22 protein-coding genes and 5 pseudogenes are annotated in these 26,799 nt (G+C 67.8%); 11 read left to right on the top strand and 16 right to left on the bottom strand.

All coding sequences use genetic code 11. The features are described from left to right. Positions 1-736: 736 nt before the first annotated feature. Complete coding sequence (locus ACGFZW_RS33610) at positions 737-2,125, bottom strand: CoA transferase (RefSeq protein WP_393897094.1); 1,389 nt, start codon at positions 2,123-2,125, stop codon at positions 737-739. 148 nt (positions 2,126-2,273) lie between these two features. After that, on the bottom strand, positions 2,274-2,414 hold the full coding sequence (locus tag ACGFZW_RS33615; protein WP_393897095.1) for a hypothetical protein: 141 nt from the start codon (positions 2,412-2,414) through the stop codon (positions 2,274-2,276). 106 nt (positions 2,415-2,520) lie between these two features. Here ACGFZW_RS33615 and ACGFZW_RS33620 point away from each other — a divergent pair. The 3 pseudogenes from ACGFZW_RS33620 to ACGFZW_RS33630 all read left to right on the top strand — a co-directional run. Then, positions 2,521-3,129: pseudogene (locus ACGFZW_RS33620) on the top strand (alpha/beta fold hydrolase); the annotation flags it as partial. 32 nt (positions 3,130-3,161) lie between these two features. Then, positions 3,162-3,867, top strand: a pseudogene (locus ACGFZW_RS33625) (helix-turn-helix domain-containing protein). A 118-nt stretch (positions 3,868-3,985) separates the two neighbouring features. Then, positions 3,986-4,748: pseudogene (locus ACGFZW_RS33630) on the top strand (transposase). A 270-nt stretch (positions 4,749-5,018) separates the two neighbouring features. Here ACGFZW_RS33630 and ACGFZW_RS33635 read toward each other — a convergent pair. Further along, entirely contained in the window at positions 5,019-5,282 is a 264-nt protein-coding gene (locus ACGFZW_RS33635; RefSeq protein ID WP_393897096.1) for a hypothetical protein, read from the bottom strand. A 416-nt stretch (positions 5,283-5,698) separates the two neighbouring features. Between ACGFZW_RS33635 and ACGFZW_RS33640 the strand changes: the two genes are divergently transcribed. Then, positions 5,699-6,931 carry a PP2C family protein-serine/threonine phosphatase gene (locus tag ACGFZW_RS33640; RefSeq protein WP_393897097.1) on the top strand — a complete coding sequence of 411 codons (1,233 nt, stop codon included), beginning with the start codon at positions 5,699-5,701 and terminating at the stop codon, positions 6,929-6,931. A 342-nt stretch (positions 6,932-7,273) separates the two neighbouring features. Here ACGFZW_RS33640 and ACGFZW_RS33645 read toward each other — a convergent pair. After that, positions 7,274-8,372, bottom strand: a pseudogene (locus ACGFZW_RS33645) (IS701 family transposase); the annotation flags it as partial. A gap of 230 nt (positions 8,373-8,602) precedes the next feature. Here ACGFZW_RS33645 and ACGFZW_RS33650 point away from each other — a divergent pair. Next, positions 8,603-9,208 (top strand): dihydrofolate reductase family protein, encoded by a 606-nt coding sequence (locus tag ACGFZW_RS33650; protein WP_393897098.1) that lies wholly within the window; start codon positions 8,603-8,605, stop codon positions 9,206-9,208. A 912-nt stretch (positions 9,209-10,120) separates the two neighbouring features. Next, a complete protein-coding gene (locus tag ACGFZW_RS33655) occupies positions 10,121-10,606 on the top strand; it encodes a MarR family winged helix-turn-helix transcriptional regulator (protein WP_393897099.1) in 486 nt (161 codons plus the stop codon). Between the two features lie 282 nt (positions 10,607-10,888). Here the strand turns inward: ACGFZW_RS33655 and ACGFZW_RS33660 are convergent, their stop codons facing one another. After that, positions 10,889-11,818: a LysR family transcriptional regulator gene (locus ACGFZW_RS33660; RefSeq protein WP_393897100.1), complete on the bottom strand. Its 930-nt coding sequence runs from the start codon at positions 11,816-11,818 to the stop codon at positions 10,889-10,891. A 114-nt stretch (positions 11,819-11,932) separates the two neighbouring features. Here ACGFZW_RS33660 and ACGFZW_RS33665 point away from each other — a divergent pair, with 114 nt between their 5' ends. The 3 genes and pseudogenes from ACGFZW_RS33665 (at position 11,933) to ACGFZW_RS33675 (ending at position 13,594) form a co-directional block, all read left to right on the top strand. After that, positions 11,933-12,460: a DapH/DapD/GlmU-related protein gene (locus tag ACGFZW_RS33665; protein WP_393897169.1), complete on the top strand. Its 528-nt coding sequence runs from the start codon at positions 11,933-11,935 to the stop codon at positions 12,458-12,460. A gap of 71 nt (positions 12,461-12,531) precedes the next feature. Next, a pseudogene (locus tag ACGFZW_RS33670) lies at positions 12,532-13,055 on the top strand (transposase). A gap of 92 nt (positions 13,056-13,147) precedes the next feature. Continuing rightward, positions 13,148-13,594 carry a GNAT family N-acetyltransferase gene (locus ACGFZW_RS33675; protein ID WP_393897101.1) on the top strand — a complete coding sequence of 149 codons (447 nt, stop codon included), beginning with the start codon at positions 13,148-13,150 and terminating at the stop codon, positions 13,592-13,594. 96 nt (positions 13,595-13,690) lie between these two features. On the opposite strand, the gene ACGFZW_RS33680 is transcribed toward ACGFZW_RS33675, so the two are convergent. From ACGFZW_RS33680 to ACGFZW_RS33695, 4 genes are all read right to left on the bottom strand, one after another. Further along, positions 13,691-14,104, bottom strand: coding sequence for a hypothetical protein (locus ACGFZW_RS33680; protein ID WP_393897102.1), 414 nt, complete (start codon positions 14,102-14,104; stop codon positions 13,691-13,693). After that, complete coding sequence (locus ACGFZW_RS33685) at positions 14,002-14,646, bottom strand: phosphotransferase (RefSeq protein ID WP_393897170.1); 645 nt, start codon at positions 14,644-14,646, stop codon at positions 14,002-14,004. The genes ACGFZW_RS33680 and ACGFZW_RS33685 overlap by 103 nt, the downstream gene beginning before the upstream one ends. Positions 14,647-14,661: 15 nt before the next feature. Next, positions 14,662-14,841 carry a hypothetical protein gene (locus ACGFZW_RS33690; protein WP_393897103.1) on the bottom strand — a complete coding sequence of 60 codons (180 nt, stop codon included), beginning with the start codon at positions 14,839-14,841 and terminating at the stop codon, positions 14,662-14,664. 194 nt (positions 14,842-15,035) lie between these two features. Further along, positions 15,036-15,461: a winged helix-turn-helix transcriptional regulator gene (locus ACGFZW_RS33695; protein WP_393897104.1), complete on the bottom strand. Its 426-nt coding sequence runs from the start codon at positions 15,459-15,461 to the stop codon at positions 15,036-15,038. A gap of 105 nt (positions 15,462-15,566) precedes the next feature. On the opposite strand from ACGFZW_RS33695, the gene ACGFZW_RS33700 reads away from it, so the two are divergent. Continuing rightward, positions 15,567-16,439 carry an alpha/beta fold hydrolase gene (locus tag ACGFZW_RS33700; RefSeq protein ID WP_393897105.1) on the top strand — a complete coding sequence of 291 codons (873 nt, stop codon included), beginning with the start codon at positions 15,567-15,569 and terminating at the stop codon, positions 16,437-16,439. 481 nt (positions 16,440-16,920) lie between these two features. Here the strand turns inward: ACGFZW_RS33700 and ACGFZW_RS33705 are convergent, their stop codons facing one another. The 7 genes from ACGFZW_RS33705 to ACGFZW_RS33735 all read right to left on the bottom strand — a co-directional run bounded on the left by ACGFZW_RS33705 (position 16,921) and on the right by ACGFZW_RS33735 (position 25,012). Continuing rightward, complete coding sequence (locus tag ACGFZW_RS33705) at positions 16,921-17,532, bottom strand: hypothetical protein (RefSeq protein WP_393897106.1); 612 nt, start codon at positions 17,530-17,532, stop codon at positions 16,921-16,923. Between the two features lie 570 nt (positions 17,533-18,102). Further along, positions 18,103-18,945 (bottom strand): sugar phosphate isomerase/epimerase family protein, encoded by an 843-nt coding sequence (locus ACGFZW_RS33710; protein ID WP_393897107.1) that lies wholly within the window; start codon positions 18,943-18,945, stop codon positions 18,103-18,105. A 1-nt stretch (position 18,946) separates the two neighbouring features. Then, entirely contained in the window at positions 18,947-20,596 is a 1,650-nt protein-coding gene (locus tag ACGFZW_RS33715; protein ID WP_393897108.1) for an FAD-dependent monooxygenase, read from the bottom strand. Positions 20,597-20,625: 29 nt separating this feature from the next. Further along, complete coding sequence (locus tag ACGFZW_RS33720) at positions 20,626-21,855, bottom strand: MFS transporter (RefSeq protein ID WP_393897109.1); 1,230 nt, start codon at positions 21,853-21,855, stop codon at positions 20,626-20,628. A 97-nt stretch (positions 21,856-21,952) separates the two neighbouring features. Next, positions 21,953-22,756 (bottom strand): SDR family NAD(P)-dependent oxidoreductase, encoded by an 804-nt coding sequence (locus tag ACGFZW_RS33725; RefSeq protein WP_393897110.1) that lies wholly within the window; start codon positions 22,754-22,756, stop codon positions 21,953-21,955. Then, a complete protein-coding gene (locus ACGFZW_RS33730) occupies positions 22,753-23,952 on the bottom strand; it encodes a 2-deoxy-scyllo-inosose synthase (protein WP_393897111.1) in 1,200 nt (399 codons plus the stop codon). Before ACGFZW_RS33730 ends, ACGFZW_RS33725 begins: the two co-directional genes overlap by 4 nt. A 220-nt stretch (positions 23,953-24,172) precedes the next feature. Then, positions 24,173-25,012: a TIM barrel protein gene (locus ACGFZW_RS33735; RefSeq protein WP_393897112.1), complete on the bottom strand. Its 840-nt coding sequence runs from the start codon at positions 25,010-25,012 to the stop codon at positions 24,173-24,175. A 660-nt stretch (positions 25,013-25,672) separates the two neighbouring features. Here ACGFZW_RS33735 and pdhA point away from each other — a divergent pair. After that, entirely contained in the window at positions 25,673-26,797 is a 1,125-nt protein-coding gene (pdhA, locus tag ACGFZW_RS33740; RefSeq protein ID WP_393897113.1) for a pyruvate dehydrogenase (acetyl-transferring) E1 component subunit alpha, read from the top strand. Positions 26,798-26,799: the final 2 nt, after the last annotated feature.

A 26,799-nucleotide genomic window follows, 5' to 3' on the forward strand; every position in this document is an offset into this window, starting at 1 on the left:
CGTGCGGTGAAGCGTAGACACCTCCACCACACCGGAGGTCTTCGCCATGATCAAGACCCACGACTGTTAACAACGCTCGTGATCAATACACCTAGCTCGCGGCTCACCTCCGCCTGCGCGGAGAGGTCAGTTCCTAGGGCTTGTCCCGTAACGGTCAGGAAGTCGGTTGGGATCAGAGCCCGCACGCGGGTGTCCGAGTCTTGATGACAGGATTGTCGCCCCGACGATCCCCGTGGGGCCACGTCCGTGCACACGCCTGCCGACTACCTCGAACTGGCGCGTGCTGAGACCGACAGCGCCGTTCTGCCTCGACTCGCGCGTTGTCCATACCCGTTCGTCTGGCAGGCGCTGGCCGACAATCCCTCCACGCCTCCTGGCACTTTGCTGGAGCTGAGCACCACCCAAGACAGTGCCTGGAACGACAACAGGGTGCTTTGCCTGCTGGCAGAGGACCCGAGCGCAATCAACACAGTGCTGCGAGCCGTCCGTGACGCCGTGGCTGCGCAGCTCGCCGAGGGTGGACGGCCCTTTGCCGCCGTACTCGCACTGGCAGGACGGACGGCACTCGCGGCGGCAGAATGCGACTACTCGGGGCTCTTCGCGGAGCTTCTGCGCGTCTGCGCAGTCGGCTGGGGACATCGGGCAGCCCTGTGCTTCTACAGCTTGAAGTCGTCGCTCACAACGCCAGACCGTTTCGTGAGGGTGTTTCAGACGTCCAGCCGTTTGCAGCAACTTTTCAGGCGCCGCCCCAGACCGCGGCGTCCGTGCCCCACAGACCCGGCGGGTGTGCCCAGTTCACCGGGCCTCCCTCGTACGACACCGGCTGCAGCGCGTGCCGCAGCCGACCCATGGGGCTGTCGGTCTCGGTCAGCCAGCGCCCGGCGTCGAAGCCGTCATCCTCGCCCGGAGCGGGGGCCAGGTCGTGGACCAGCCAGTGCGCGGTCTGCGTCAGGGCCAGGCGGACCAGCCGGGTGCCGCCCGTGCGGTGCTGCTCGGTGAGCGCGCGCAGCACCCCGGCCGCCAGCAGATAGCCGGTGCCGTGGTCGAGCGCCTGGGCGGGCAGCGCGCCGGGCGAGTCCGGCGCGCCCTCGAGTTCGGCGATGCCGGTGACCACTTGGACCAGGCTGTCGAAGCCGCGCCGCTCGTGCCACGGCCCGTAACGGCCCCACGCGGACAGCTGGGCGATCACGAGACCCGGACGGCGCTCGGCGAGCGCCTTGGGCGTCAGCCCGAACCGGTCCAGCGCGCCCGGCCGATAACCGGTAACCACCACGTGCGCCTCGTCGAGCAGCTCCTCGAAGACCCGGCGGCCGGTGGCGTCATCCAGGTCCAGGGTGGTCGAGCGTTTCCCCATCCCCGTGTCGTTGTGGGCTTCCTGACTCTCCGGCAGCTGTGGGGCGTCGATCCGCAGAACGTCGGCCCCGAGCAGCGCCAGCGTTCGGGTGGCGACCGGCCCGGCCAGTACCCGGGTCAGATCCAGGACGCGCAGCCCTGCGCACGGCAGCGCGGCGTCACCGAGCACCCGGTTCGGGGCGTCGTCGACCCGCGCCGTCGTCAGCAGCGGCTGCCCCGCGACGAGGACCCCCTGCTCGCTCTTGGCCCACTCCTCGGGGCCGCGTGCCGCGACGGCCAGACCGCCCGCCGCGTACACGGTCTCCTCCACCTCCAACGCGGTACGCCCCGCGATCGCCCGGGCCACCGCCTCCACCGCCTCCTCGCCGGCGTCCACCGGCACCCCGAGAGCGGCGAGCAACCGGGACCGATGGTGCGGGTAATTGGCGTGCGTACGGACCCATCCATCAGCCGCCCGCCAGAACCGGGACAGCGGCGCGAAGGTCGACCACGCTTGCCCGTTGACCCGCACCAGCCGGTCGCTGAGGAACGCCGTCGCGACCGACTCGTCGTCGACCCGCGCCCGGGGCACGGGCCGCCCCGTGCGGACGGAAGTGAGCTCGGCGGCCGCGAGTGAGCACACCGCGACGGTGGCCCTCGCCAGCTCCATAACGGGCAGCCGCGCTGGCAGTCCTCCGGACGGACCGCCGTAGGACACCCGGTCGAGCAGGGAAGAATCGGCACCCAGTGCCGCCCAAGCCTGCGACGTACCTGCGAAGATGGGAGAGTTCACACCCACACTATGGCGCTGAGTGCCATCTACGGGAAGGGTCCCGGGGGCCACGCACCGGGGGCCCTGGCCGACGTACTACTGAGGTTTTCGGTTCGGGGTCAAGCCATGTGGCAATGATCTTGAAGCAGCGTGAGGTCGAGCTGGTTGTTCATGTCCAGCTCGAAGCGGCCGTAAGGATCGACGTGGGTCCAGAACAGCGGGGATAGGGCACGTCGTCGGCGTCGGTGAGCTTCTCGGCCCACTTCGGCTCGGCCAGCACCCCCTGGAGCAGCAGCGTGTTGACGTGCACCAGACGGCTCTGGACCGGTGGAGCGCGAGCATGGAGATCTTCTGACTCTCCTTGTCGTCGCCGGTTAGGTCGCCGTCCTTGCCGAAGAGCAGGTCGTGGTTGGCGATACGACGTGTCCGTGCAGGCAGGTCGGGTAGCGGCGCTCCTCGACGAACTCGGCCTTCGTCCCGTCACCGTGGTCGGACACTCCAGTGGCGGATATGTCGCCACCGCGCTTGCCGAACAGCGCCCCGACCTGGTGAGGTCGATCGCGCTGATCAGCAGCGGGCCGAGCCTTGATGCGCTCCTTCCGCAGCCGCTCCTTCTTCGGGTCCTGCTGGGCCCGCCTCTCGGCCCGCTCCTGTGGTCGAGGCGCTCGGACGCGCTGATCCGCAAGGGGGTCAGCGCGACGGCTGCTCGCCCGGTGGATGTCCCGGACGACATGGTCGCCGAGATACGGGGCACCACGTACCGCACGTTCAGGACGGTGCTGCGTCGGAACACGGAGTACATCACCGAACGGAGCGTGCCCGAGCGTTTGGCTGCCCTCGGCGTTCCCGTACTGGTGATCTTCGGCGCGGCCGATCCCCGTTGGGAGCCGTCGTCGGTGCACCAGTACAACGCGGTGCCGGACGCAAGGGTCGAGCAATTGCCCGACGTCAGGCACATGCCCATGCTCGAAGCGCCCGACGCGACCAGCAAGCTGCTCCTTGACTTCACGGCAACAGACCGCTGACGCCCGCTCTTGATGACGTCTAGGCTGGTCATATGCTGTCGACAGGGGCACCACCCGACTGGTCGCTCGCGGACATTGCCGTCCCGCGCCCGTCAGATCGGCTGCCGGGCATCAGCATGGCCGGGTTCCGCCATCGTGCCTCCGCATTCGTGGACATCGCTATGGTCGCGCACCCGTCCGTCAGCTTGTTCATCGATCTGAGCGAGGGAGAAGGACTCGTCCACCACACCTGTGGCCGACACAGGCGCGGCAGTGTCGTCATCGGGCTCCTCCCCGGCGATCTCCGGACAGGTGGCCGGGCGGGCGAGTGCCTTCAGATCCGGCTGGATCCGACCGCAGCGGCTGCAGTGCTCGGCACCGCGACCGAGCTCACCGGGGCCGTGGTCTCCCTCGCGGATGTCTGGGGCCCTGACGCCGGACGAGCCGAGGACAGGCTGCGCGCTGCCGCGTCGTGGGACGAACGGTTCACGATCGCGGGGGAAGTGCTTCCGGGCCCAGCTCGGTATCACGCCCAAACGCGCCGCCCGACTGGTGCGGTTCGACCACGCTGCCCGCCTTCTCGCGGCGGGTCACGCCGCGGCTGGCGTTGCCGCCGAGAGCGGCTACGTCGACCAGTCCCACCTTCACCGCGAGGTCAAGTCGTTCGCTGGGCATACTCCCACGGCCCTGGCAGTCGCTCCGTGGCTCGCGATTGACGACGTTGCGTGGCCTGGTTCATCGCCGACGCGGGCCCTGTGACCGGTGGGCGAACACATCCCTGAGCTTCGTGGCGGCCGGCTGGCCCGGCCTGCCGGCGGCCCCGCCGCCCCCCAAGGGTTGTCCCGTAACTGCTGGTCAAGGGTGAGATGATCTTGCTGTGTCTGGTGTGATCACGGCGTCGGAGCCCTCCTGGATAGCCCCGTTGAGTGGGCTGAGCCCGCGTCAGTTCGGCAAGCTCATCACCGCGCTTCGCCGCGAGGGGGCGGATCCGGTGCGCAAGGGCCGGCCGTGGAGCCTGCCGCTGGAGGACCGCGTGCGGGTCGCCGCCTACTGTCGGACGGACCTGACCCTGCGCCAACTAGCGACGCTGTTTGGGGTGTCCAAGTCCGCCGCCGACCGCATCATCGACCACCTCGGGCCGTCGCTCGCGCTCCAGCCCCGCAAGCGGTTCCGCAAGGACACCGTGCTGATCGTGGAGGGCACCCTGGTCCCCACTCGCGACCACACCATCGCCGCACAGTCGAAGAACTGCCGGTACTCCACCAACCACCAGGTCCTCATCGACGCCGACACCCGGCTGGCGTCGCGGTCGGCCGCCCGTGCCCGGCAACCGCAACGACTGCAAGGCATGGGAACTGTCCGGTGCGAAGGCCGCCGTCGGCCGGACGACGGTGATCGCGGACGGCGGCTACAGGCACCGGCCTGGTTATCCCGCACCGTCGCGAACCCGGCCCGAGCGAACTTGAGGCCTGGAAGGAGGAACACAATGCCTCTCACCGAAAGGTCCGTGCTCGCGTCGAGCACGCCTTCGCCCGGATGAAGACCTGGAAGATCCTCCGCGACTGCCGCCTCAAAGGCGAGGGCGTCCACCACGCCATCTCGGCATCGCCCGCCTGCACAAGCTCACCCTCGCCGGGTGACGAAGAAACAGGCAGGTCAACGAACGCGTCGTAGATCAATTACGAGACAACGCTTAGGCACGCCTAAGGAACCTGTGGGCGAAGACCGGCACACCGGCCCGTGCACCGAAACCGAGCCGACCCGGACCTGGCCGCCCGCTCGGCTCGCAGATCCGGCAACCGGCCATCCGCTACGACGTCGGTCGCGTCCTCGCCACTGGCGAGTCCTACACCCGACCCACACACCGCAAGGTCGGCACCAAACCTCGACGAACTGTATAAGCGGCAAGCTCAGCCGAGCCGGATACTCTTGGGTTTCGTCTCCCCGAAGACGAGAGAAGTCCCCTTGCGGATGGTAGTGAAGAACTGCCCACACCATTCATGCGTGAAGAGCGCTCCGTCCGTGCCCGTGAAATGGTCGACGCCGGTCGCCGCTGCGTCGAAGGAGCAGCGCACGCCGTCGGTCGGATTGATCGCCTCGTGTTTGAGCCCTGCCTGGTCCGTATAGCTCAGGGTGCCGGTGGCTGCCTGAGCCGCGGTGGACAGCCCAGTCACTAGTGTGAGTGCTCCGTCGAAGGGCAGGGCCAGCCGTGCCGTTCGTCCGAATAGGCGCCTGGGTGCGAGGCCGACTCCGGCATCGCGCGGGGTTACGGCGGACGAGAAGCTCCGCATGGGTGACTACAAATCTCTGAGCAGCAAACAGCACGGCCGCACCCTGGACAGGAGGGCCCGGCATGCCGACATCCGGCACCGCCGGGATGCCGCGAGCAGCGTGCTCAGCAGTGGGGCAGTCGTCGGCCTTCGTGGCCAGGGCAGCCGCGAAGGCCCTCGTGCCCGTCGGCGGGGCGTCGAGCCCTACTCACTTCTGCGAACGCATAGCGTGACCACCTTGACCTACCGTGACCGCCACTTGACGCTCACCGTGGCGGTTCCCAAGCTGGTAGGTGGGGTCGGTGAAAGGGACCGTTGCTGTGAGTGAAGGACAGAGTGAACTTCCCCGGCTGCTGACGGCAGCGGAGACGGCGGCCCCGGTGGACACCGTCGACGTGGTCGCCGAGCACCTGCGGCAGCGTTTCGCGGCCACGGCAGTCTCCTTCCTCATCGTGGACCTGACGGGCAAGGCCGTGGCACGGCTGTCCACCGCTCCGGCCGTGGAGGGCGGGCGGGAGGCAGAGCGGATTCCCCTGTTCGGCAGCGTCTACGAGCAGGTGATCCGTACCCAGCGGCGCTATCAGGAGGCGACCGGCCAGGGACTGCGGCTGATCGTTCCGGTCACCAACCGGGGAGACGCCATCGGGCTACTGGAACTGTTCCTGCCCGCCGACCCCGGCGAGGACGTCCTCGACGCGGTCGGGGAAGCCGCCCACATCCTGGCCTACATCGTGATCGCAAACGGGCGCTTCACGGACCTCTACACCTGGGGCAAGCGCTCCAGGCCCCCCACCCTGGCAGCAGAAATCCAGTACCAGCTGCTGCCCTCGTCGCTGTCGTGCGAGGCGGCTCAGTTCGCACTGTGCGGGAGCCTGGAGCCCTCCGAAGACCTCAGCGGCGACACCTTCGACTACACCCTGGACCGCGACACCCTCCACCTGTCCGTGACCGACCCCATGGGCCACGACATAGATGCCGCCCTGGCCGCCACGGTCCTGGTGGGCGCCCTCCGCGGCGCCCGCCGCGCCGGAGCGGGCCTGACCGACCAGGCCCACCGTGCCGACCAGGCACTGGCCGACCACGACCACGGCCACGCCACCGGACAGTTGCTGCGCATCAACCTGCACACCGGGCAGGCCCAGATCGTCAATGCCGGCCACCCCTGGCCGCTGCGCATGCGCGGGGGAGCTGTGGAGGTGATCCCCTGCGAGGTGGACCCCCCCTTCGGGCTGTCCGCGGTCGCGCCCCACCTTTACCGGGCTCAGGACATCGACCTGCGCCCCGGTGACCGTCTGCTCATGCTCACCGACGGCATGCTCGAACGTCATGGGGAGAGGGTCGATCTGCCCGCCCTGCTGAAGAGGACCCGGGACCTGCACCCGAGGGAGGCCACGCTGATGCTGACGTCCGCGGTCCGGGACGCCGCCGGCGGCCGACTCGAAGACGACGCCACGGTGATGTGCCTGGACTGGCACGGCCCCCAGCAGACCCAGCGACACGTCAGCTCCGGAGCAGACACGCAGCAAGCCTCCGCCGGCCGAACCAAGCAGTAGCCACCACCAGAGGTCTCAGCCAGCTCCACTGTCGGGGGACAGGGTGAGGTAGAGCCGGCGGAGGACGGCGAAGAAGCGTGGCATCGTCCATGGCAAGCCACCCTTCGGGTGCGTGAACAACGCTGCAGGTCAGTACACCAGTACTCCAGTTAGAAATCGTTGCCTGAGCTGGTCCTTCTTTGGTAGTGGCAGCGGCGGGCGGTGGCTTGGTGGCGTCTGCGCCAGAGGGACCAGTTCAGGGCGTGGGTGACTGGCCCGGGGTGGTGTGTGGGACGGGGCAGGAGAGTGTCCAGGAGTTTGCGGATCTCTGCCACGGTGAAGCGGATGGTGCTGGTGGTGTCGTTTCTGCTGCCCCCTTTGGGTGGTCTGGGCTGCGACGACGGCCAGGAAGGCGTGAGTGAGCATGGCCAGAGTGATGTGCCGATACCAGCCGGGATGGCGGCGGACTTCGTACTGGTCGAGGCCGCATTCGTTCTTGGCGGCCTGGAAGGCTTCCTCGATCGCCCAGCGCGGGCCGGCGATTCGCACCAGATCGGCGATCGTCGTGCCGTTGGGCGCGTAAGCGAGGTAGTAGGCGATCTCGTCTGGTCGGGCCAAGCTGCGGCGAGCCAGCACCCATCGCTGATGGGTGGGCCGGTCGCCGTCGAAGACATCGATGACTGGCAGTCGGGCGGCAACCCAGTCATAGAGGCGCGGGCCCTTGGCGCCGTCACCGTTAGGAGTGGCGTTCCCATGCCTCCTCGGGAGCATCGGCGATGGCCTGGTCGATGCGGCCGAAGGGAGCGTGTAGTTGCTGCGACTTCGGCACGGCCAGGACGTAGCCGAGCCTGGCCTCTTCCAGGGTGCGGCGCATGCGCCATTCCTGGCCGTAGGCGCAGTCACCGGTCACCCAGGCGATCGGAAGGGGGGAAGCCAGGGCTCGCAGGATCATCGCGCGGGCCAGCTCGCCCTTGGTCGTGAACCCGCGGCTGCCGGGGACCTTCGCAGCCCAGCAGCGGTCCGCATCCGCGGTCCATGGCTTCGGCAGATACAGCTCCCGGTCCACCAGTGCCCTGCCCTTGGCCGATGCGTAGGCGGCGAAGACTCCGATCTGGCAGTTCTCGGTGCGGCCGGCGGTGCCGGAGTACTGCCTGTGCACCCCGGCAGACGCGGTGCCCTTCTTGAGGAAGCCGGTGTCGTCCACGATCAGGACCCCGTCCGGGGCGCCGAGGCGCTCGGCAACGTAGTGCTGGAGGTCGTCCCGGACCTCGTCAGCGTCCCAGGACGCACCGTTCAGCAGGTGCTGGAAGCCGGCGGGTCCGCGGTGACCTGCGTACTCAGCGAGCTGCCAGCCGTTTTTCCGTTCCACCGGTGCCAGCAGTCCACGCACGTAGTCCCGCATCCGCCACCGCAGATCCACCCTTGAGAACCGGACCGCAACCTGCGCGAACACCGACTCCAGGAGCTGGGGCTCTGATAGAACTCAAACCGCCGTTCCAAATCGCGCGGAGATCATTCCCAACTGCATGCATAGGGCAATCATATAGGCCTCCGGGCTCTCCGAAGCAGTGCCGCTCTGCCGACCTGATCGGCTGCAGCGTCATGGGTTTTCTCGCTACTCCACAGCGCGGCCGATGAGTTTGTGGCTCCCGGCCGGTCCAAGCTCGTGACACCCCAGGAAAGGACACCGCCATGTCGGAGCTTCTCGTCGACTTCATCACCTCCCTCGACGGCCACGCATCGGGAGAGGGATGGCCCGGGTTCTGGGGCCTCGAGGGCCCGGAGTACCTTGCATGGCTCGGCGAGCAGCCCGAGGCCACCCACCTGATGGGAGCGAACACCTATCGCCAGATGTCGGGCTTCGCCGCAGGCAAGGTCCCGGATGGCCAAGACGAGTTCAGGCCCGAGGAAGAGGCGTCCGTCGACGAGCTCACGCAAGCGTCCAAGGTGGTGTTCTCCTCCTCACTCGAGGAGCCACTGACGTGGGCCAACTCCACGCTCGTCCGCGACGACGCCGTCGAGGCGGTTCGCGCCATGAAGTCGAGTGGCTCTGGGCTCCTCAGCACGATCGGCAGCCTCAGCCTGTGCCGGTCCCTGCTACGAGCCGGACTCGTCGACCGCTTCCGGGTCGTGATGTTCCCGGTGATCACCGGGGCCACGGGCGAAGAACGCATCTACGACGGCTATCCGGACGTTGCCCTCGAGATGATCGAGCACCGCACCTTCGACGGCCGCATCCAGCTGGTCGAGTACAAGCCCCGCGTGCTCGAGCACCCGCCGCTCGGCATCCCTGCGTGACGTCGCCCCGTCCGCCGGTCTGGACGGCCGCCAGGTCGGCGCCGGAGGGCGCGGAGCAAGACCTAATAGGGGGCGAACGGCCAACGTCAGGACGCCCGATCCAGGTCTTCTTGAGGAGCAGGGGTTTTGTTCCCCAGACACGGCGGCAGCACGACGGTGCTGTCAAAACTCATGAACATCTCCCACCGGATTGATCACCAACTGCCTCCGGAACTCATGCACAAGTGCTGTCGCTCAACGTGAACGAAGCCAGTTGAGCCAGAACCCGAGAACGGGCGTCGGATGTTCATGACTTCGGAAGCCACGGAGAGGGGCCGTCGTTCGAATTGAGTGATGGAGTCTGGCCGCATGCCATGGCATGGGGCTGCGACCGAGTGGGCGCGTGGTGGTACGAGCTGGAGATCGAGATACCCGACTGCGACGAAAGCGGCCGCAATGGGGCCGCCCTCACCTCCCGGGTCGCCTCTTTCAGCGCCCCGGATGTCCTCGCTGAGCAACTCGGCTTAGCCCTCGGCGACGCGACCCTCGACCGAGTCGACGACGTCGTCCGCCGACTTCTGCAAAGTCCGCGGCCCGGAGAGATCGGCAGACCTCATCACCGTCCTCGGCGGCCTCATGACCGGGCTCCTCGCCACCGTCGCAGGGCCAGACGGCGACCAGGAAGCCCTCTTCGACTCGCTGATCCGCGCCCACGTCGACGAAGTCCGCAATGCCATCCATAGGCAACGCTGACGGTCAGGACTCATCCGGTCGATCCTGTCTCATGTCGTTGATGTTGGAAGGGGGAGATCTGAATGATGCCGAGCGGGAACCACTGCGCCGGTCCTCGCACGTTCGCCCGTCGGCCTCCGGTCCGGCCCGTCACCCCAGGGCACTTGACCTCAAGTCAAGTTGAGTTTCTACGGTCTTCCCATGACCACTTCGAGCAGCACCTCAGCCCCCTTCGTTCCCTCCCACGACGACGCCGGCCTCATCGCTCAGCCCATCGGGTTCTGGGCCAACGCGGCCGGTCAGGCCGTCGTCCAGAACATCCGGGCCGCGCTCGGCGCGCTTGGCCTGACCCAGCCCGCCTGGTGGGTCCTGCACCACCTCAGCGAGCGCCCGATGGGCTGGGGTCGCGCGGAACTGACCGAGTTCCTCAGCTACTACCCGGGCCCCGGTGATGATCTGCCCGGTGACATCGACGGCCTCGTCGCCCGGGGCCTGGTCTCCCAGGACGAGGATGGGCACCTGCTGCGGACCGAGTCGGGTGCGGAGCTGTATTCGCGTGCGGCGGCACGGCAGTTGGAGCTGCGCCGCCAGGTGCACGAGGGTATTCCGGACGAAGAGTACGCCCGTGCCCTCAAGGTCCTTCAGCGTATGATCCACAACGTGAAGGGCGATGCGTGGCACCACTGATCCGGGCGGCCTGCCCCGCCTCACCGCTCGCGCCTCCTGGCTCCCCGGACCGGTGCCTGTCCAGCACGATCCTCCGGACAGGCCTAGCCGGCGGCGGTGGCCAACCTGCAAGAACCCGTGCCCGGTGGATGTGTCCACGTCGATGCGCACGGGCGGGCGCTGGAGCGCCGTAAGTGCTGCGAGGGGGCCCATCGGGCAGGCCCTGGACGCTGGCAAGCTGGTCAAATGGCAGTCACATGACCGGCCGGGCCGCTGAGGACGGCACGTAATTCGGTCGTCTGGTCAGCTGTGTACCCAGTCCGGCGCCCACACGTCGTGCGGGGTTCGCGGACCTGCGGTGTGCAGATGGGCGCGTAGCGCGGTCAGCACGGGGTGCTGGTCTCCGCTGCGGGACAGCAGCACGTGCGGGTAGACCGGGGTCGGGTCGTGCAACGGGATGCGCCGTAGGTCGTGGTTTTGGGGCCACAGGTACCGGTCCCCACTGCCGACGAGGGTGGCCAGCGAGGCCGAGTCGGCTAGCGCGTCCATCAGGGCCTCGTCACCGAAGTTGGGGCCGAGCGCGTCGATAATCAGGCCGAAGGCCTCGGACAGTGCCCGGTAGAACGCCGCCCACTCCGTGCCTGGCCTGATCCCGGGGATCCAGATGCGGTGGCCGGCCAGGTCCGCAGGACTGACCCAGGGCGCATCAGCCAGCGGGTGGCCGGGTCCGACCAGGAGCTCCAGGGGTGCGTCCAGGAGTCGTTCGGCGCTGATCCCGTTGGGGACCTGGTCTGCTGGCAGGGCACGGAAGGACGCGTCGACGGTCCCTTCGAGCACCGCCTGGGCGGCCTGGGCGGCGTTCTCCATGCTCAGCGTGACCACGTCCAGGTCCGTTTCGGGGTGGGAGCGGTAAAACCGGTAGACGGCCTGGGCAGGAGCGATGCGCCGATTGAGGACATCGACACGCAAGGCCCGGCTGCCGGGGCGCACAGCCTGCTCGGCCTGCTCGATGGCCGCCACGACCTTCTTGGCGTGCGGCAGGAAGACCTGCCCGTCCAGGCTCAGCCGGGAGCCTCGGGGAGTCCGCACCAGGAGCGTGACCTCGATATGCCTCTCCAGGGCCGCGATCCGTTTGGAGACCGCCTGCTGACTGATCCCCAGCTCGTCGGCCGCAGCCTGGAACTGGCCGGTATCGGCGACGGTCACGAAGGTCCGCAGCACTTCAACATCCACGCTGCCACCCTATCTCCACAACCATTGGTTGTGGCCTCTGTGGTGCAGGGTTGTTTGATCCGGTGTTCTGCGCGGTGGTGAGATCAGCGCATGTCTACCCGCACAGAGCAGGTTATGTATGTCCAAACGCCTAAGTTCGCGCGTCACGTGGAACGGATCGTGGAGGTGACCGATGCGACGTCTCGCCTGAACGTCCTTCCGTTCAGCGACAGCAAAGGCCGCGCCGAACTACTTTCTGTTGTATTCGGTGGCCCGCTGCCGGAATCTGTGATGATCTACCCGCCGTTCTTTACCGAGCACGGGCTGAACACGACGTTCGGGGAGAACGTCTTCGTCAACCAGGGATGCACCTTCATGGACAAGGGAGGTATTCGTATCGGAAACGGTGTCATGATCGCCCCGAAGGTGAGCCTCATCACCGGAGGCCATCCACTGCCACCGACCGAGCGCCGCGAGTACCTCTCCTTCGCCCCGATCCTCATCGAGGACGACGTCTGGATCGGGACGGCTGCCGTGATCACGCAGGGGGTGACCATCGGTGCCGGTGCGGTGGTCGCTGCCGGGGCGGTGGTCACTCGTGATGTTCCTGCCGGCACCGTGGTCGCGGGAGTGCCCGCCCGGGTGATCAAGAAGATCGACTGAGCCCGGCCGGGCTGCTGGACCGGGGTGCGCAGCACCTCTGCGGTCTGATCCTGATACCTCGTCATGCCCGGCTGATCGACCGGCAGTGCGAACGCAGTCGACCTCTGCTGCCCGCCAGTACCGGTCGTCGTGGCAGGCATGGGCCGATCACCGCCGCATTGCGGAAGCGGTCGTCAACCGGTACCGCACCGGTATTCCTTGGCGGACATCCCAGCGGGGTTCGGATCTGGAAGACCGTGCGGTCCCGCCATCGCCGCTGGGCCGCCGATCGGACCTGGGGCCGCGTGCTCGGCGTGCTACTGGCCTGCGCGGACGATGATGGGTTGATCGACTGGCGGGTGGTGGACTCCACCACCGCCCGGGCCCATCAGCACGCCAGCAACACCCGCCGCCTCGAGAGGTGCCGAGCCGCAGCCATAGGGCAGGGCCTCGACGCCCACCGAGAGCCCGCCGGGCGCGCGATCGGCCGGTGCCGCGGCGGGTTGACCACAAGGATTCACCACGCCGGGCGGTGGCCACGAGATACGACAAGCGCGCCTACGTCTTCCACGGCACCGTCACCGTCGCCTCAACCCGACTCTGGCTTCGCCCATGACCAGCTCCGGCCGATCCTCCACAGCCCTGACCCGTGCATCCCCCACGGCATCGTCGGTTGACGCGCACGCCAGACACCGATTTGCTGCCCTGATGAACGATCTCCATATCCGCGCGGTAGACGATGATGCCTCGATTCGCGATTGGCAGTACGCCCACAACCTGATCGTCCCCGGCGCCGTGCTGTCGCTCGACGACGTCCGGGCCCGTACCGGCCGCAACCGCATGGAGGTTGCCTACGTCGGTGACGTCCTGATCGGCTGCACCACTGTGCGCCCGCCCACGAAGGACAACGGCGCCACCTCGACGGTCATCGTCCGTGTGCTGCCCGAGCACCGCTGCCGAGGATTCGGCACACGACTCTATGAGCGTGCCTTGGACCAGGCCCGCGCGCTGGACGCTCAGGTAATCGAGACGGTAGTGCTGGCGTCCAATCCGGATGGGCTGCGCTTCGCCGAGCAGCACGGCTTCGTCGAGATCGAACGCTATCTGCTGCGCGAGGGCGACACCGTGCACTGGATCGACCTACGTCTGACCTGATTCGCCGACAGGCATGCGCGATCGGAAGCGGCGAAACGCGGGGCGGCTCACTGCGGTGCCCGGGAGTTCGCTCAGTGGAGCCCGGGGGCTGCCGGGTCAGGTCACCTGCAAGCGCGCGGTGTAACGGTCCTGACGCCACACCTCAGCGGCCAGGACTTCGCGTAGAACCTGCACGGCGTCCCACACGTCGACGGATCGCAGGGAGAGCGGAGTGAAGCCGAAGCGCAGCAGGTCCGGTGCGCGGAAGTCGCCGATGACACCGCGGTCGATGAGCGCCTGCATCACGGGGTATCCGTCGATGTGCCGGACGGCGACCTGGCTGTCGCGAGTGTCCGGGTTCCGCGACGACGCGATCTCAAGGCCGAACTCCCCGCATTCCTGTTCGACGAGGTCGATGAAGAGGTCGGTCATGGCCCGGCTCTTGGCCCGGAGCTGTTCCAGGTCGACGCGCTCCCAGATGTCGAGACTCGCCTCCAGGGGCGCGTACGACAGCAGTTGGGGGTGCTGCACTGGAACCGCTTGATTCCGGTGGCCGGCCGGTAGTCGGTGGTGAACGCGAAGGGGTCGGCGTGTCCGTGCCAGCCGGACAGCGGTTGGTGGGCCGCTTCCTGGTGCCGCTGTGCGACGTAGACGAACGCGGGGGATCCCGGCCCGCCGTTGAGGTAGTTCGATGAGTTCGGGGGGGGGCGTGGCGGGAGGCGGATTGGAGGAGGCCGGCTGCGACGACGAGGAGTGCGGTGTGGCTGGTGGGGTGTCCTGGATGGGAATGCTGTGCGGATGCGGTTGGTGGTCTGGGGCGCGAGGAGGGAGTAGGCATACAGCAGCGCGGGGTCGTAGCCGACTGGTGCCAGGCCGAAGCCTCCGAAATCCAGCACGGTCGGGCCGCTGGTTATGAAGTTGGCGAAGTGGCAGTCGCTGTGAGCGATGGCCCAGTCGATATCGGCCGGCGCGGGAACTCCCGCGTATTGGGGGAGGGCGCGGTCGATCCACTGCCGGCGTATCGCGACCCGCTCGGTGGGGGTGGTGGCGATGGTCTCCAGATCGGCGGACAGGGACTTCCACCATGTCTACGGCAGCTGCAGCTCACCGGTCAGCATCGGTTCGGGTGTGCAGGTGGGGGAGTCGTTGAAGGCGGTGAGTTCGGCCCGGTAGGCGATGCTGTCGCGCTGTGCGCCGTCGTGGATGCCGTACAGGGGGGCTTGCGCACTCCGGGGAAGGCGGCGGCTGCTTCCCGGTTGCCCTCCCACAGCTTCCCGTTCGCGTGCTCGACGGGCGCGGAGTTCGCACTCCTGCACTGGTTTCGCTGCCTGCGCACCTGCTGGCAAATTCGTGACGACCTCCACGAAGCCGTCCGCACCCTCGGCTGCGCCATCATCTGTTGGCGCAGCCCGCAGACCTCTTGTTGCTTGGAGCCCCGAAGTCGGTGACGTCCTCCGCTCGGTCAATCCCGCCGTTCCTGCTCCGGCTCCTGGCATAGGTGTTCGCGCTCTTGCGGGAGTCCGTCGGCGCGGTGGTTGTTGCGCTTGATTTCTGCCATGTGCTGCTCCGCCCACGTACGCAGGGCGTCCAGCGGGCCGTCCAGGGAGCGGCCCAGCGCGGTGAGCTGGTAGTGCACGCGGGGTGGCACGGTTGGTTCGACCCGGCGGGCAACGAGGCCGTCGCGGACAAGGCCCTGGAGGGTGGTGGAGAGCATCTTTTGCGAGATGCCCGGTATACGGCGCCGCAGTTCCGCGAAGCGCACCTCGTCCGGGGCTGATTCGGCCAGGACCTTCACCGTCATTGAGGTCCATTTGGTGCCGATCCGGTCGAGCAGCTGCCGGGTCGGGCACAGCGGGTTGAGCAGATCGCCGCGCTTCGACGTGGTCACCTGGAGCTCACCACCTGAAGGGAAAGTGCCGTCTTGGAACGTCCAGGTTAGTTCCCTAGCGTTTGCTGGTCACCATTGGTTACCCGCGACCTCCTGGAGTTCTTCATGCCTGACCTGTGCCGGATTCCTGTCAACGGCATAGAGGTGAACGTGGCCGTGGCCGGCTCGGGGCCGGACGCCCTGCTGCTGCACGGCTTCCCCCACACCTGGGAGCTGTGGAGCCACGTCATGGCGGATCTGTCCGACCGTTACCGAGTCATCGCACCGGACCTGCGCGGCTTCGGTGCGAGCACCCCGGCCCGGACGGGATACGACGCGATGACCCTGGCCGAGGACGCCAGGGCCCTGCTGCAGGCGTTGGGGGTGCGCTCGGCCGCCGTTGTGGGGATCGACGCGGGCACCCCGCCGGCCTTCCTCCTCGCTATGCGCCATCCCAAGCTGGTCCGGCAGCTCGTCGTCATGGAGGCCCTGGTCGGCCACCTGCCCGGCGCAGAGGACTTCCTCGCCGGCGGCCCTCCGTGGTGGTTCGGCTTCCACTCCGTTCCGGGCTTCGCCGAAACCGTGCTGGAAGGCAACGAGACCGCCTACATCGACTGGTTCCTCAATGAGGGCACCCTTGGGTCCGGCCTGCCTACGCAGGCGCGGGATGCGTTCGTCGCCGCCTACACCGGACGTGAAGCCCTGCGCTGCGCGTTCTCGTACTACCGGGCCCTACCCGAATCCGCCACACAGATCGAGGAGACCGTCGCTGCCAGACGGCTGACCATGCCCACGATGGCCATCGGCTCGCATCCCGTCGGCACGGCACTGGAACGCCAGCTCCGTCCGATCGCTGACGACCTCACCGGTCATCTCCTTGAAGACTGTGGCCACATCATCCCGCTGCATCGCCCCGACGCCCTTCTCGGCCTTCTTCGCCCCTTCCTGGCCGGTCACCAGAGTGAGCAGACGCTCGTGCCTAGGCGAACCGGAGCATGACCTCATGAAGGCTGCGAGCAAACCGGCCACGGCATGGTGCGTGGGCCAACAGAAGTCAACGGGCTGAGGAGCCTTCCCGGCTCGTAGCGGTGTCAGGTCCTGTACAGCACGAACAGGATCCCGTTGAGCCCTCGCCGGTCATCCAGCCGTGTGCGTCCCAGGGGCCGGGTGCGCCGCCAATCCCCGGCAGCAGCGGAGCGATCCGCGCCCCAGGCCCATCCTCGACTTCCCGCGGTCAGCCCTTCGTCCAAACGAAGCGACGGCGGCCCCGACTTTGGTGACGATGGCTCAGCTCGGCTTCGTGCGTGGGAGATGCCCTCAGCGTGATCGCCGTCGACGCCTTTGGTCAACCGGACCGAGGGGCCGGTCGAGTCGATCGGTTCTGACCCGGAGATCCTGGCTTCGGTCGGTCAAAGTCACCTGGCTGGAACTATTCAAGCCTCGCAGGCGGGTTCTGCTTGCGGAGGTTGTGTCAGCCTCCCTACGACATCTTCGGCTCGCGCTCGAGCAGCTTGGCGATGCCTGCCTGTTGCGCCCTCGCGATCCGTGCGGGATCGGCCTCCGCACGCTCCTGGTCGAGCTTCTTCCACTTCGCGGGTTGCATGAACAGCATGTCGTGGCTGTCGGGGACGACCATGACGCCGCCGAAGAGGGGGTCACCGGCGAACCACGCGCCGCCGTCCTCCGCACCCTCGGGCCAGCGGCGTACCGCCGAGGCGTTGACGGCTCGCATGTGGGGAGCGCCGTGCTGGCCGCGCTGGGAGAGCTTGACCGTGTACACCGTGCCCAGGAGCAGCCACTCGGCCTGCTTCCTGTCCACGCGCGTGCGGTATTCGAGCGGGTAGGTGTGCAGCACCTTCTTGCACACCTTCATGCGCAGTCCGTTGGCGAGCCGGATCGACAGGAAGAGGAGCACCCACATGCCGACGGGGATGCTCAGGGCCACCAAGTTCGTAGCACCCAGTGCATGCAACACCGACGGCAGTGCGAGCAGAGGGACGCCGATGGCCAGACGCTTGGCGACATCCCGTTTGAGCAGGGTGGAGTTGTGTTGCAAGACCCGTTCGATGTCGGGTGGCACCAGCTCAGTCATCGGCTTCCTGAAACCTTCATCGTGAAAACGTTCCTTACGGCCCGCAGTCGCGTCTCGGGCTCCGACTCCATGTCCCTGGACCGGCCTCGTCCGTGGAGTGGTGCCGAGCAGGATATCCCGGTAGGTATAGGCACTTTGCACGGCAGTTGGGGAGAGCCGCCAGCTCCACCGGGCGCTCACCCTCGCCCGACGTGTCGTTGGCCGCTCGCCGTTTCAGCAGCGACCAGCCTGTTGCCACCCGTACCTCCAGGTAGCAGAAGGCGCCGCGCCTCCCATTCCACTCAATGCCATCGACGTTCTGTCCGGCCGACGCTGTGAGGTCGCTGCGGCCGGCTGGAAGGCGCATCTCAACAGACTCACGTCACGGATGGGCACAGCTCTCGCTGTGCCCATCCGCTTGTCGTGCCACCCGACAGATCGTCATAAGCTCCGTGATGCCCGGGCCGTCACAACAGGTAAACGGATCGGGAGCCGGTGCCTGCGAACGTGGACGGCAGGGTGTCGGGCGGGCTGCGGCCGCCGTCGAACGGCCACAGCAGTCCCGCGGACCGGGCTCGGGGCAGTGAGCGGTCAGGCGAGCGCCTTGGCGGCCGACGCGTAGGCAGTGGTGGCGGCTTCGGCCACCGGCATCCGCCGTAGCTCGTCGGAGAGGATCTCCACCCCCCAGGGGCCCGTCCAGCCGGTGGCTCGCACCGCTTTGATGAATCCGGACACGTCAAACGCGCCCTCCCCACAAGGCCGGCGTCGGCGGACGGTGTCCTCGAAGTGTGTGCCCACCAGGGTGGCGCTGCCGTCGTTCAGTTCGACGGCGGTGATGTGGTGCGGCGGGAGGGCGGCGATGGCCGACAAGGGAGTGTGCGTGCGTTCGGTGTGCCAGATGTCGACCATGAGGCCGCCGGCCGGTGCGCCGGCTGCCTGGATCAGGCTTGCTGCCAGGTCCAGGCAGTGGATGTTCGTCCATGGGAGGAACTCGAAGGCGATGCGCGTTCCGGCATCTGCCGCTTGGGCGGAGAGTGTGGCGAATTCGGCGGCCCAGTGATCCATGTCCCAGGGTCTGTTCGCCAGATCCGGCCCGACCTTGATGTGGCGGGCGTTGAGCGCCTCGGCGGCGGTGAGCAGCGTGCGCCGCCGGAGGTCTGATTCCTGGCGTTCGGTGCCGTCGGCCCACCAGCCGTGGAGCATCTCAAGTTCGAGATTGGTCATGCCGTTGTCGTCGAGGAGCGCTCGAATGCCGGGCATGCCGAGGTCGTCCGCCGCGGTCAGGAGGTCCTCGTAGAGCAGACCGAAGCCGGTGAATCCCGCGGCGGCCGCGGCTTCCACACGGGTGCGCAGCGGCCAGGGGCTGCGCTGGTCGGCTCGATGTGGCCCGGTGTCCCCGGCCGTTGTCCAGCAGCTCGCGAGGAGTCCGTCCACGTCACACCGTCCCGGTCAGCGGGTGCGGAAGTCCGGCGTCGAGTTCGGCCCGCAGGCGGGACAGGTCCGCCGTGTGGCCGTGAGCGGCCACATGTCCGTCCGGGCGGATGAGGTGGTACCCGTTGTCCGCGCAGCCGGTGAGGTGGCTGGTCTGCCGTGTGCCGGGCAGGTCGACGAGGCGCAGCCGGCGGCCCGCGATGAGTTCGGTGAGGGAGCGGGCGTGTCGTGCCCTGAAGCCGCGGGTGACCGCCAGGTGCCAGGCGGCGGGGTCGATGTCGGGGCCGGTGATGCCCAGGTCCCGGGCGAGTTGACGGGGAAAGACACCACCCACGGTGGTACGGCCGGGCAAGCGGCTTCGCAGCCGGCACGTCGTGGTCCGGTCGGCGGGATGCTGGGTCTCGCGCAGCGGCTGGTAGGCGAGCCGGCGGCCCGCCATGACGGGGGCGTAGTACTTGGCGGCCGTGCCGGTGCGCTCCATCAGGCGGAAGGCGGCGTTGCGGGCCGTGATCTGCGCGGGGTGCTTGACCATCCAGGCGCGGGTCTGGATCTCGGTGTCGCGTACCACACGTGCGGCAGCCGCGACGCGTTCCTCGTCGTAGCTGTGGAGAAGGTCCGGGCGGGTCTCGCCGTTGAGGACCGCGGCGAGCTTCCAAGCAAGGTTGTGGGCGTCGTGGAGTCCGGTGTTCATGCCTTGCCCGCCGGCCGGGCTGTTGACGTGGGCGGCGTCACCGACGAGGAACACCCGGCCGAGCTGAAATTCGGTGGCGCGTCTGCCATGGACCCGGAAGGTGCTTTGCCACACGGGTTCGAGGAGACGGACGCCGCGCGGCCCTCGCTCGTCCACGATGCGCTGCATGGTGGCGAGGTCGAACCCTGCCGTGTTGGTCGGCAGGCTGGTGAAGAAGCGGAAGACGCCCTTGGGCATGGGGACGACCGCCAGGCCGCCCGACGGCGACTGGAAGTACAGCACCTGGTCGGAGGGGAGGCTTCCCTCGATCGGTGCGTCGACGAGCCCGAAGGCGGTCTCGAAGGTGGATCCGACGAAACCCACGCCCATCTGGCCGCGGACAGTGCTCCCGGCCCCGTCCGCACCGATGACGAAGGCCGCGCGGGCCCGCTCGATGCGGCCGTCCTTGTGTTCGAGGATGGTGGTGACGCCGTCAGTCGCGGTGATGTCGCCGGAGAAGTCGAGGCCGTCGAAACCGAGCAGCCGGACTTCCCGCTCGATGTGACCACCGAGCCGGTGCAGGCAGTCGCTGAGGATCCGCTCGATCTCGTACTGAGGCACCGAGAACGGTCCCATGCACCCCTGTGCGTCCGTGAGGAAGGTATAGGTGGCGAGCGGCTGCTGTCCGGTGAAGTAGCTGAAGGCGTTGATCTGGGGCCCGGCCAGTTCGACGTCCTCGACCAGGCCAAGGTCCTCGAAGAGGTCACGTGTCCGGGGCCAGACGAGCAGCGCCTTCGAGTAGGGAGAGGGCTGCGCGGCACGGTCGATGAGCCGGACGGATATGCCACGGCGCAGCAGTTCACATGCCGACAGCAGACCGGCGGGGCCTGCTCCGACGATTATCACCTTCGCGTCCGGGGCGTGGGGGTTGCCGGAGGCGGCGTGCTGGCCGCCGTCCCGTCGGGTTTCAGGGGTGTGAGGCATCGAGGGGGACCTTTCTGTGCGGGGCGGCCCTAGCGTGCGAGGCGACCGACGGTCAGCCGCAGTGCCAGGACCACAGCTCCCAGGCCGGCTCCGAGTACCGAGACGCCGGACCAGCCGTGCTGGGTGTAGAGCAGCGAAGCCAGGGACGAGCCCACCACTCCGCCGAAGAAGTACATGGACATGTATGCCGACGTAATCCGGCTGCGCGCCTGGCTGCTGAGGCGGTAGATCTCGCTCTGGTTGGTGATGTGCATCGCCACCACGGCGAGGTCGAGGACGACGATTCCGGCGAGGAGGGCGGTCAGCGACCGTTGGCCGAGGGCAAGCGGGATCCACGAGAGCACCAGCAGGACGGCACATGCGGTGGTGAGCTGGGAAGTGTGTCCGCGGTCGGCGAAGCGGCCCGCCACTCTGGCCGCCATCGCTCCGGCCACGCCGGCCAGGCCGAACAGGCCGATGACACCGGCGGAGTAGTGGAAGGGGCGTGCGGCGAGCATCAGCGCGAGCGGTGTCCACAGCACGCTGTAGATCGCGAACGCCAGACCTCCGTATGCGGCGCGCAGGCGCAGGACCGGTTCCCGGCGGAGCAGTGTGAACGCGGAGGTCAGCACCTGGCCGTAGCGCATGGTGGTGGTGCTTGGACTGGCCGGCAGTGCGGCACGCAATGTGGGAGCCAGGATCAGCATGAGCCCGGCCGCGACCCAGAACACCAGGCGCCACCCTCCCAGCGAGGCGAGGGCTCCGGCGGCGGTACGGGCGAGCAGTACTCCGATGATGAGTCCGCTCATGACGGTGCCGACGACCTGGCCGCGCTGGTGGGCGGGGGCGAGTGTCGCGGTGAAGGCCACCTGCATCTGTGCAGTGACCGACAGGATGCCCACGACAAGGGCCGCCACCGTCAGGAGGAGGGCGGACGTCGCGGTGGCCATGAGCACCAGGGCGCCCGCGCTTGCCAGAGTCATGGTGACGCTGAGCCGTCGGCGTTCGACCAGGTCACCCAAGGGAACCAGGAACAGCAGGCCCACCACGTAGCCTGCCTGGGAGATCGCCACGATCGCGCTGGCCCCGGCGGGCCCCATGTGCAGGGTGTGGCGGATCGCGTCGAGCAGGGGTTGCGCGTAGTACAGGCTCGCCGCCGACAGGCCGGTGGAGATCGACAGCAGCAGGACCACTGCGCGGGGCATCGGTCTGCCCGGGACGTTGGCGGTGCCCGTCGGGGCGTGGGTCGGTGTCTGAGGAGTGGATTCGACCTCGCTCATAGGACCTGCTTTCTCAGGGTGGGGCGGTTGGGTGGGCAGGTGTGCGGGCCGGACGGCTTTCCCGGTGAGCCGGCCACCGGGCAAGCCGTCCAGCCGGTCAGAGGAGTCCGCGGATCGATCCGCCGTCGACGCCCCACACGCTGCCGGTGACGAAGGAGGCAGCGTCGGAGGCCATGAACGTGATCACGTCCGCGACTTCCTCAGGGGTGCCCATGCGGCCGAGCGGAAGTTGACGGCCACTCAGTTCGTGCTCGACCGCGGCTTTGGCGTCGCGGCCGTGGACGAGGCCCAGCGTGTCGGCGAAGCCTCCCGGGCGGGTCCACAACGGGGTCCAAACGGGTCCGGGAGCGACGGCGTTGACCCTGATGTGCGGACCTTCCGACAGGGCGAGGCTCTTGGTGAGGCTGACCAGCCCCACTTTGGAGACCTGGTAGTCGGCCGGATTCGCCTCCGGCTGGCGAGCCAGGTCGGAGGCGTTGGTGACGATGCAGCCGCTGCGCCGCTCCCGCATTCCGGGTAGGACCTGCCGTACGGCCCGGACAGCACTGAGGAAGTTGGTCTCGAAGGTGTGCAGCCAGTCGGCGTCGTCGAGTTCATCGAAGGTACGCGCCAGGCACTGGCCGACGTTGTTGACCAGGACGTCGACCACACCGTTGTGCCTGTCGAGCACCTCCGTGAACGCGCCGGCCACTCCGTGGGCACTGCCGAGGTCGGCGACGACCGTGGTCACGGCTGCGCCCTTCTCGTGCAGCGTCTTGGCGGTCAGCTGCAGCGCTTCGGCGTCCCGGTCCAGCAGTGCGAGCGTGGCACCTTCGGCAGCCATGGCTTCGGCGGTCGCCCGCCCGATCCCGCTGGCGGCGCCTGTGATGACGACGGTCTTGCTGTCGAGTCCCAGCCTCATGCGCGCACCTGCGAGGGGACCTGCCGCTGGCCGGGGATGGGAAGGGAGGGGCGGCCCACACCCGGCAGATAGGCGTTGACACCAACCCGGACGAGGTCCTCGTCGACCTGGGTGATGACGTTGTCGCCGACCCAGTGCGGACAGCCGAGGCCCTCCAGCAGCACCATGTCCACCGCACCGGGTCGCGCGGGGACGTAGCCGCGCTTGTTGTCGAGCCTGACGGTCTCGATGATCTGGTCCGCCGTCAGTCCGGCCGGCAGCGCGGTGGGGGAGCCGTTGCGCTCCAGCAGGATCTGGTGGGCCTTGAGTTCGTCATCGGACAGCAGCCCAAGCTCCGTGCCGATCCGGCCGGCGACCAGCATGCCCACACCGATGGCGAAGCCGTGGCGCAGCGCTCCGCCGGTGAGCAGTTCGGCTGCGTGGCCGACGGTGTGGCCGTATTCGAGGACGAGCGCTTCGCGCTTCTCCCGCTTGTCGTCGCGCATGACGCGGGTCTTGGCGTCGACGCACAGCTCGATGAAGTCGGCGAATGTCTCGTAGGAGTACTGGGCGTCGATCCTGAGCCGTGCCGCGACCTCGTCGTAGCGATCGGGGCAGATGCCCAGCACGTTCTTGATCATCTCGCACAGGGCGGACTGGATCTCTTCGCGCGGCAGGGTGTCGAGGAAGTCCAGATGGTTCCAGACGAAGGCCGGCGCGTAGAAGGTTCCCAAGTGGTTCTTCCCGACTCGGGAGTTGACGGCCTGCTTCAGGGACAGGACCGAGTCGGACATGCCCAGAAGGGTGGTGGGCAGGTGGACCAGCCGCAGGCCGCGGAAGACGAGAGCGGCCAGGAGCCCCGCGACGTTCCCGGCCAGCCCGCCGCCGAGCGCGACGACGACAGAGTTGCGGGTCACGCCGCTGAGAATGGTGCGTTCTGCCAGGTCGTCCAGCGTCGAGAGCGTCTTGGCCTTCTCGCTGGCAGGGAGGCGCAGGACGTGCGTGGGCACGAGTGCGGACAGGTTCGCCCGCACCTGGTCGGCCAGCGCATCCGGCACGCCGTCGTCGGTGATCACGATGAGTCGGTCCGGTTCGAGTGCCGCAAGACGGGCCGTCAGGCCGTTCCAGGACTCCGGTCCACTGCGCACGTGGAAGGGATAGGTGACGTCACCGAACCGCACCTCGCGGTCGACCGCGATGGTTTCCTGATGAGACAATGCAATTCCTTTGGGTCAACGCCGTGCCGAAATTACCCCGTCAACGGGATTCGGCATCGGAATATCAAGCGCCCATTAACGGACTGAATCGGCGATGAAACGCGATCGTGCGAGACGGTCGCGCTCATTTTCTCCTGCTTCACGGGCAGGGAAACGCTCTCCCCAAACCCCCCGTGGAATACCGGAACGCCTTACAGGCAGGCGCGCCGGATGTGTTGCGTCAGACTCGCTTCGATGCGCCCCGGTTGAGCGGGAGCCAGTCGAAGCTCTGTGCGCTCGGCCCGCTGGGCTTGTATTCGAGGCCGATCCACCCGTCGTATCCGGTGGCGGCGATGCCATCGAACAGGGCTGGGAAATCCAGATTTCCGGTACCGGGCTGGCTGCGGCCGGGATTGTCCGCGATCTGGATGTGGCCGATCTTGTCCGCGTACGTCTGCAATACGTCGCCGAGGTCCTCGTCCATGCGCGACAGGTGGTACAGGTCGCAGAGGAACCGCGCGTTGCCCAGGCCGGTGGCCTCGTTGAGCCGGTCGACCACGTCGACGGCGGCGCGTGAGGACACCAGGGGGTAGTCCGGGCTCTCGTACGCGTTGGACGCTTCGATGAGCACCGTTGCGCCGACCCGGTGGGCTGCCTGAGCGGCCCGAGCCAGGTTTTCCATCGCCAGGCGGTCCTGTTGCTCAGGAGTCGCCTCGCCGACCCGGTTGCCGTAGAGCGCGTTGAGCGCCGTGCAGCCGACCGAGCCAGCGAACTCCGCGGCGATGTCCAGGTTCGCCCGGAAGTCGGTGGACCAGGCCGGAATCGAGGCGGCTCCGCGGTCCGGTCCCGGCAGTTGGCCGGCGTAGAAGTTCAGCCCCACGAGCTGGGTGCCGGCTTCCTTCAGGGCTTCGCGCAGTGCGTCGAGTTCCGTGGCGGGCGCGACCGGCAGGTCGGGCCAGGGCCACCACAACTCGACCGCGTCGAAGCCCGCGGCGGCGGCAGCGGCCGGTCGGTCGAGCAGGGGCAGTTCGGTGAAAAGGATGGACAGGTTGGCTGCGAAACGCAGACCCGATGTCTCCATCAAGGTTCCTTCTTTCGTATTGCGGAATCTCTCATCCGCATGACGGAACGATGGCAGTCGGTCGAGTGCTTGATCAAGCCGATTCGGGAGGCCGGGCCATCCTGGTGGCGGCGTCACTTTGCCTTCTCTTGACCAAGCGGCCCCCTGGTTTGCCAACCCATTGCCTTCGCGTGCCCGGAATCCGACCCTCCGGGCCCGCCTTTCTCGCCACGCGAGGAACCCGGTACCTCGTTCGGTGCATTGCTAAAGCTTTGGCAATGGCGTGAATGGCCGCGCGTGCGTACGCATTCCTTCCGGGAATTCCTTCGGATGCTCCGCTTCCGCTTCTCCCATCGGAATACGGAAGAGCTCCTTCCGTATTCCGCATTGCGGAGTTGTCCAGAATTTGGAACGGCTTGACTCCGCTCGAAAAATCGATCTAGCCTGCGCAAGCTCGCCTTCCGCCGGTCCAACGAGCATCGGAAACGCCACGCCGGTCGAAAGGCCGCTCATTCGATGCCGGGGAATCTTCCGTGCACGCACCGGAATTCTTCGCAAACGTCCCCCGCCGACATGAATCCGGACTCCGCAGCAAGAAGCCGCAGCCTTCCGGTGCCCGGAACCTCGACACCAAACGGGTCCCGGCCGCCGGCCTCCGGCCACCAGATGAAAAGGAAAACGATGACGACACTTCCTCGGCAGGTCCCCCCTGCTGCGGGGGCCACGCCCGGACCGGAACTCGTCCAGCTGCTGACCCCTGAGGGCGAACGCGTCGACCACCCGGACCACGCCGTCGACCTCGGTGCCGAGCAACTGCGCGGCCTGTACCGGGACATGGTCCTCACCCGCCGTTTCGACGGGGAGGCGATCGCACTACAGCGCCAGGGCGAACTGGGCCTGTGGCCCTCGCTCCTGGGCCAGGAGGCCGCACAGGTCGGCTCCGCCAGAGCACTCCGCGACGACGACTACGCCTTCCCCAGCTACCGCGAGCACGGCGTCGCCTGGTGCCGAGGGGTGGACCCCCTCAACCTGCTCGGCATGTTCCGCGGAGTCAACCACGGCGGCTGGGACCCCACCAGCAACAACTTCCACCTCTACACACTCGTCATCGGCGCGCACGTACCGCACGCCACCGGCTACGCGATGGGCCTGGCCAAGGACGGCGCGGATGCCGCCGCCGTCGCCTACTTCGGCGACGGCGCCACCAGCCAGGGTGACGTCGCCGAGGCGTTCAACTTCGCCGCCGTCTTCGACGCCCCTGTGGTGTTCTTCTGCCAGAACAACCAGTGGGCCATCTCCGAACCCAACGAGAAGCAGACCCGGGTGCCGATCTACCGGCGCGCCGCCGGCTTCGGTTTCCCCGGTGTGCGGGTGGACGGCAACGATGTGCTGGCGGTACTCGCGGTTACCCAGACGGCCCTGGAACGTGCCCGCAGCGGCAACGGACCGACGCTCATCGAGGCGTACACCTACCGGATGGGCGCGCACACCACCTCCGACGACGCCAGCCGCTACCGGCTGGACGCCGAGCGCGAGGAATGGGAGGCGAAGGACCCGATAGCCCGCCTCAAGACCTACCTGAGTGCCGAGGGCTTCGCCGACGACGCGTTCTACGCCGAGGTCGAAACAGCAAGTGACGCCCTGGCCCGCCGGGTTCGTGAAGGCGTCCGGTCGATGCCCGACCCTCAACCGATGGCCATCTTCGACAACGCCCACGCCGATGGTCACGCGTTGGTCGATGAGGAGCGGGCACAGTTTGCCGCCTATCAGGCTTCGTTCGCCGGTTCGCAGGAAGGCGCCGCCTGATG

Source organism: Streptomyces sp. NPDC048248 (assembly GCF_043201875.1).
In the GTDB taxonomy this organism is placed as follows: Bacteria; Actinomycetota; Actinomycetes; order Streptomycetales; family Streptomycetaceae; genus Streptomyces.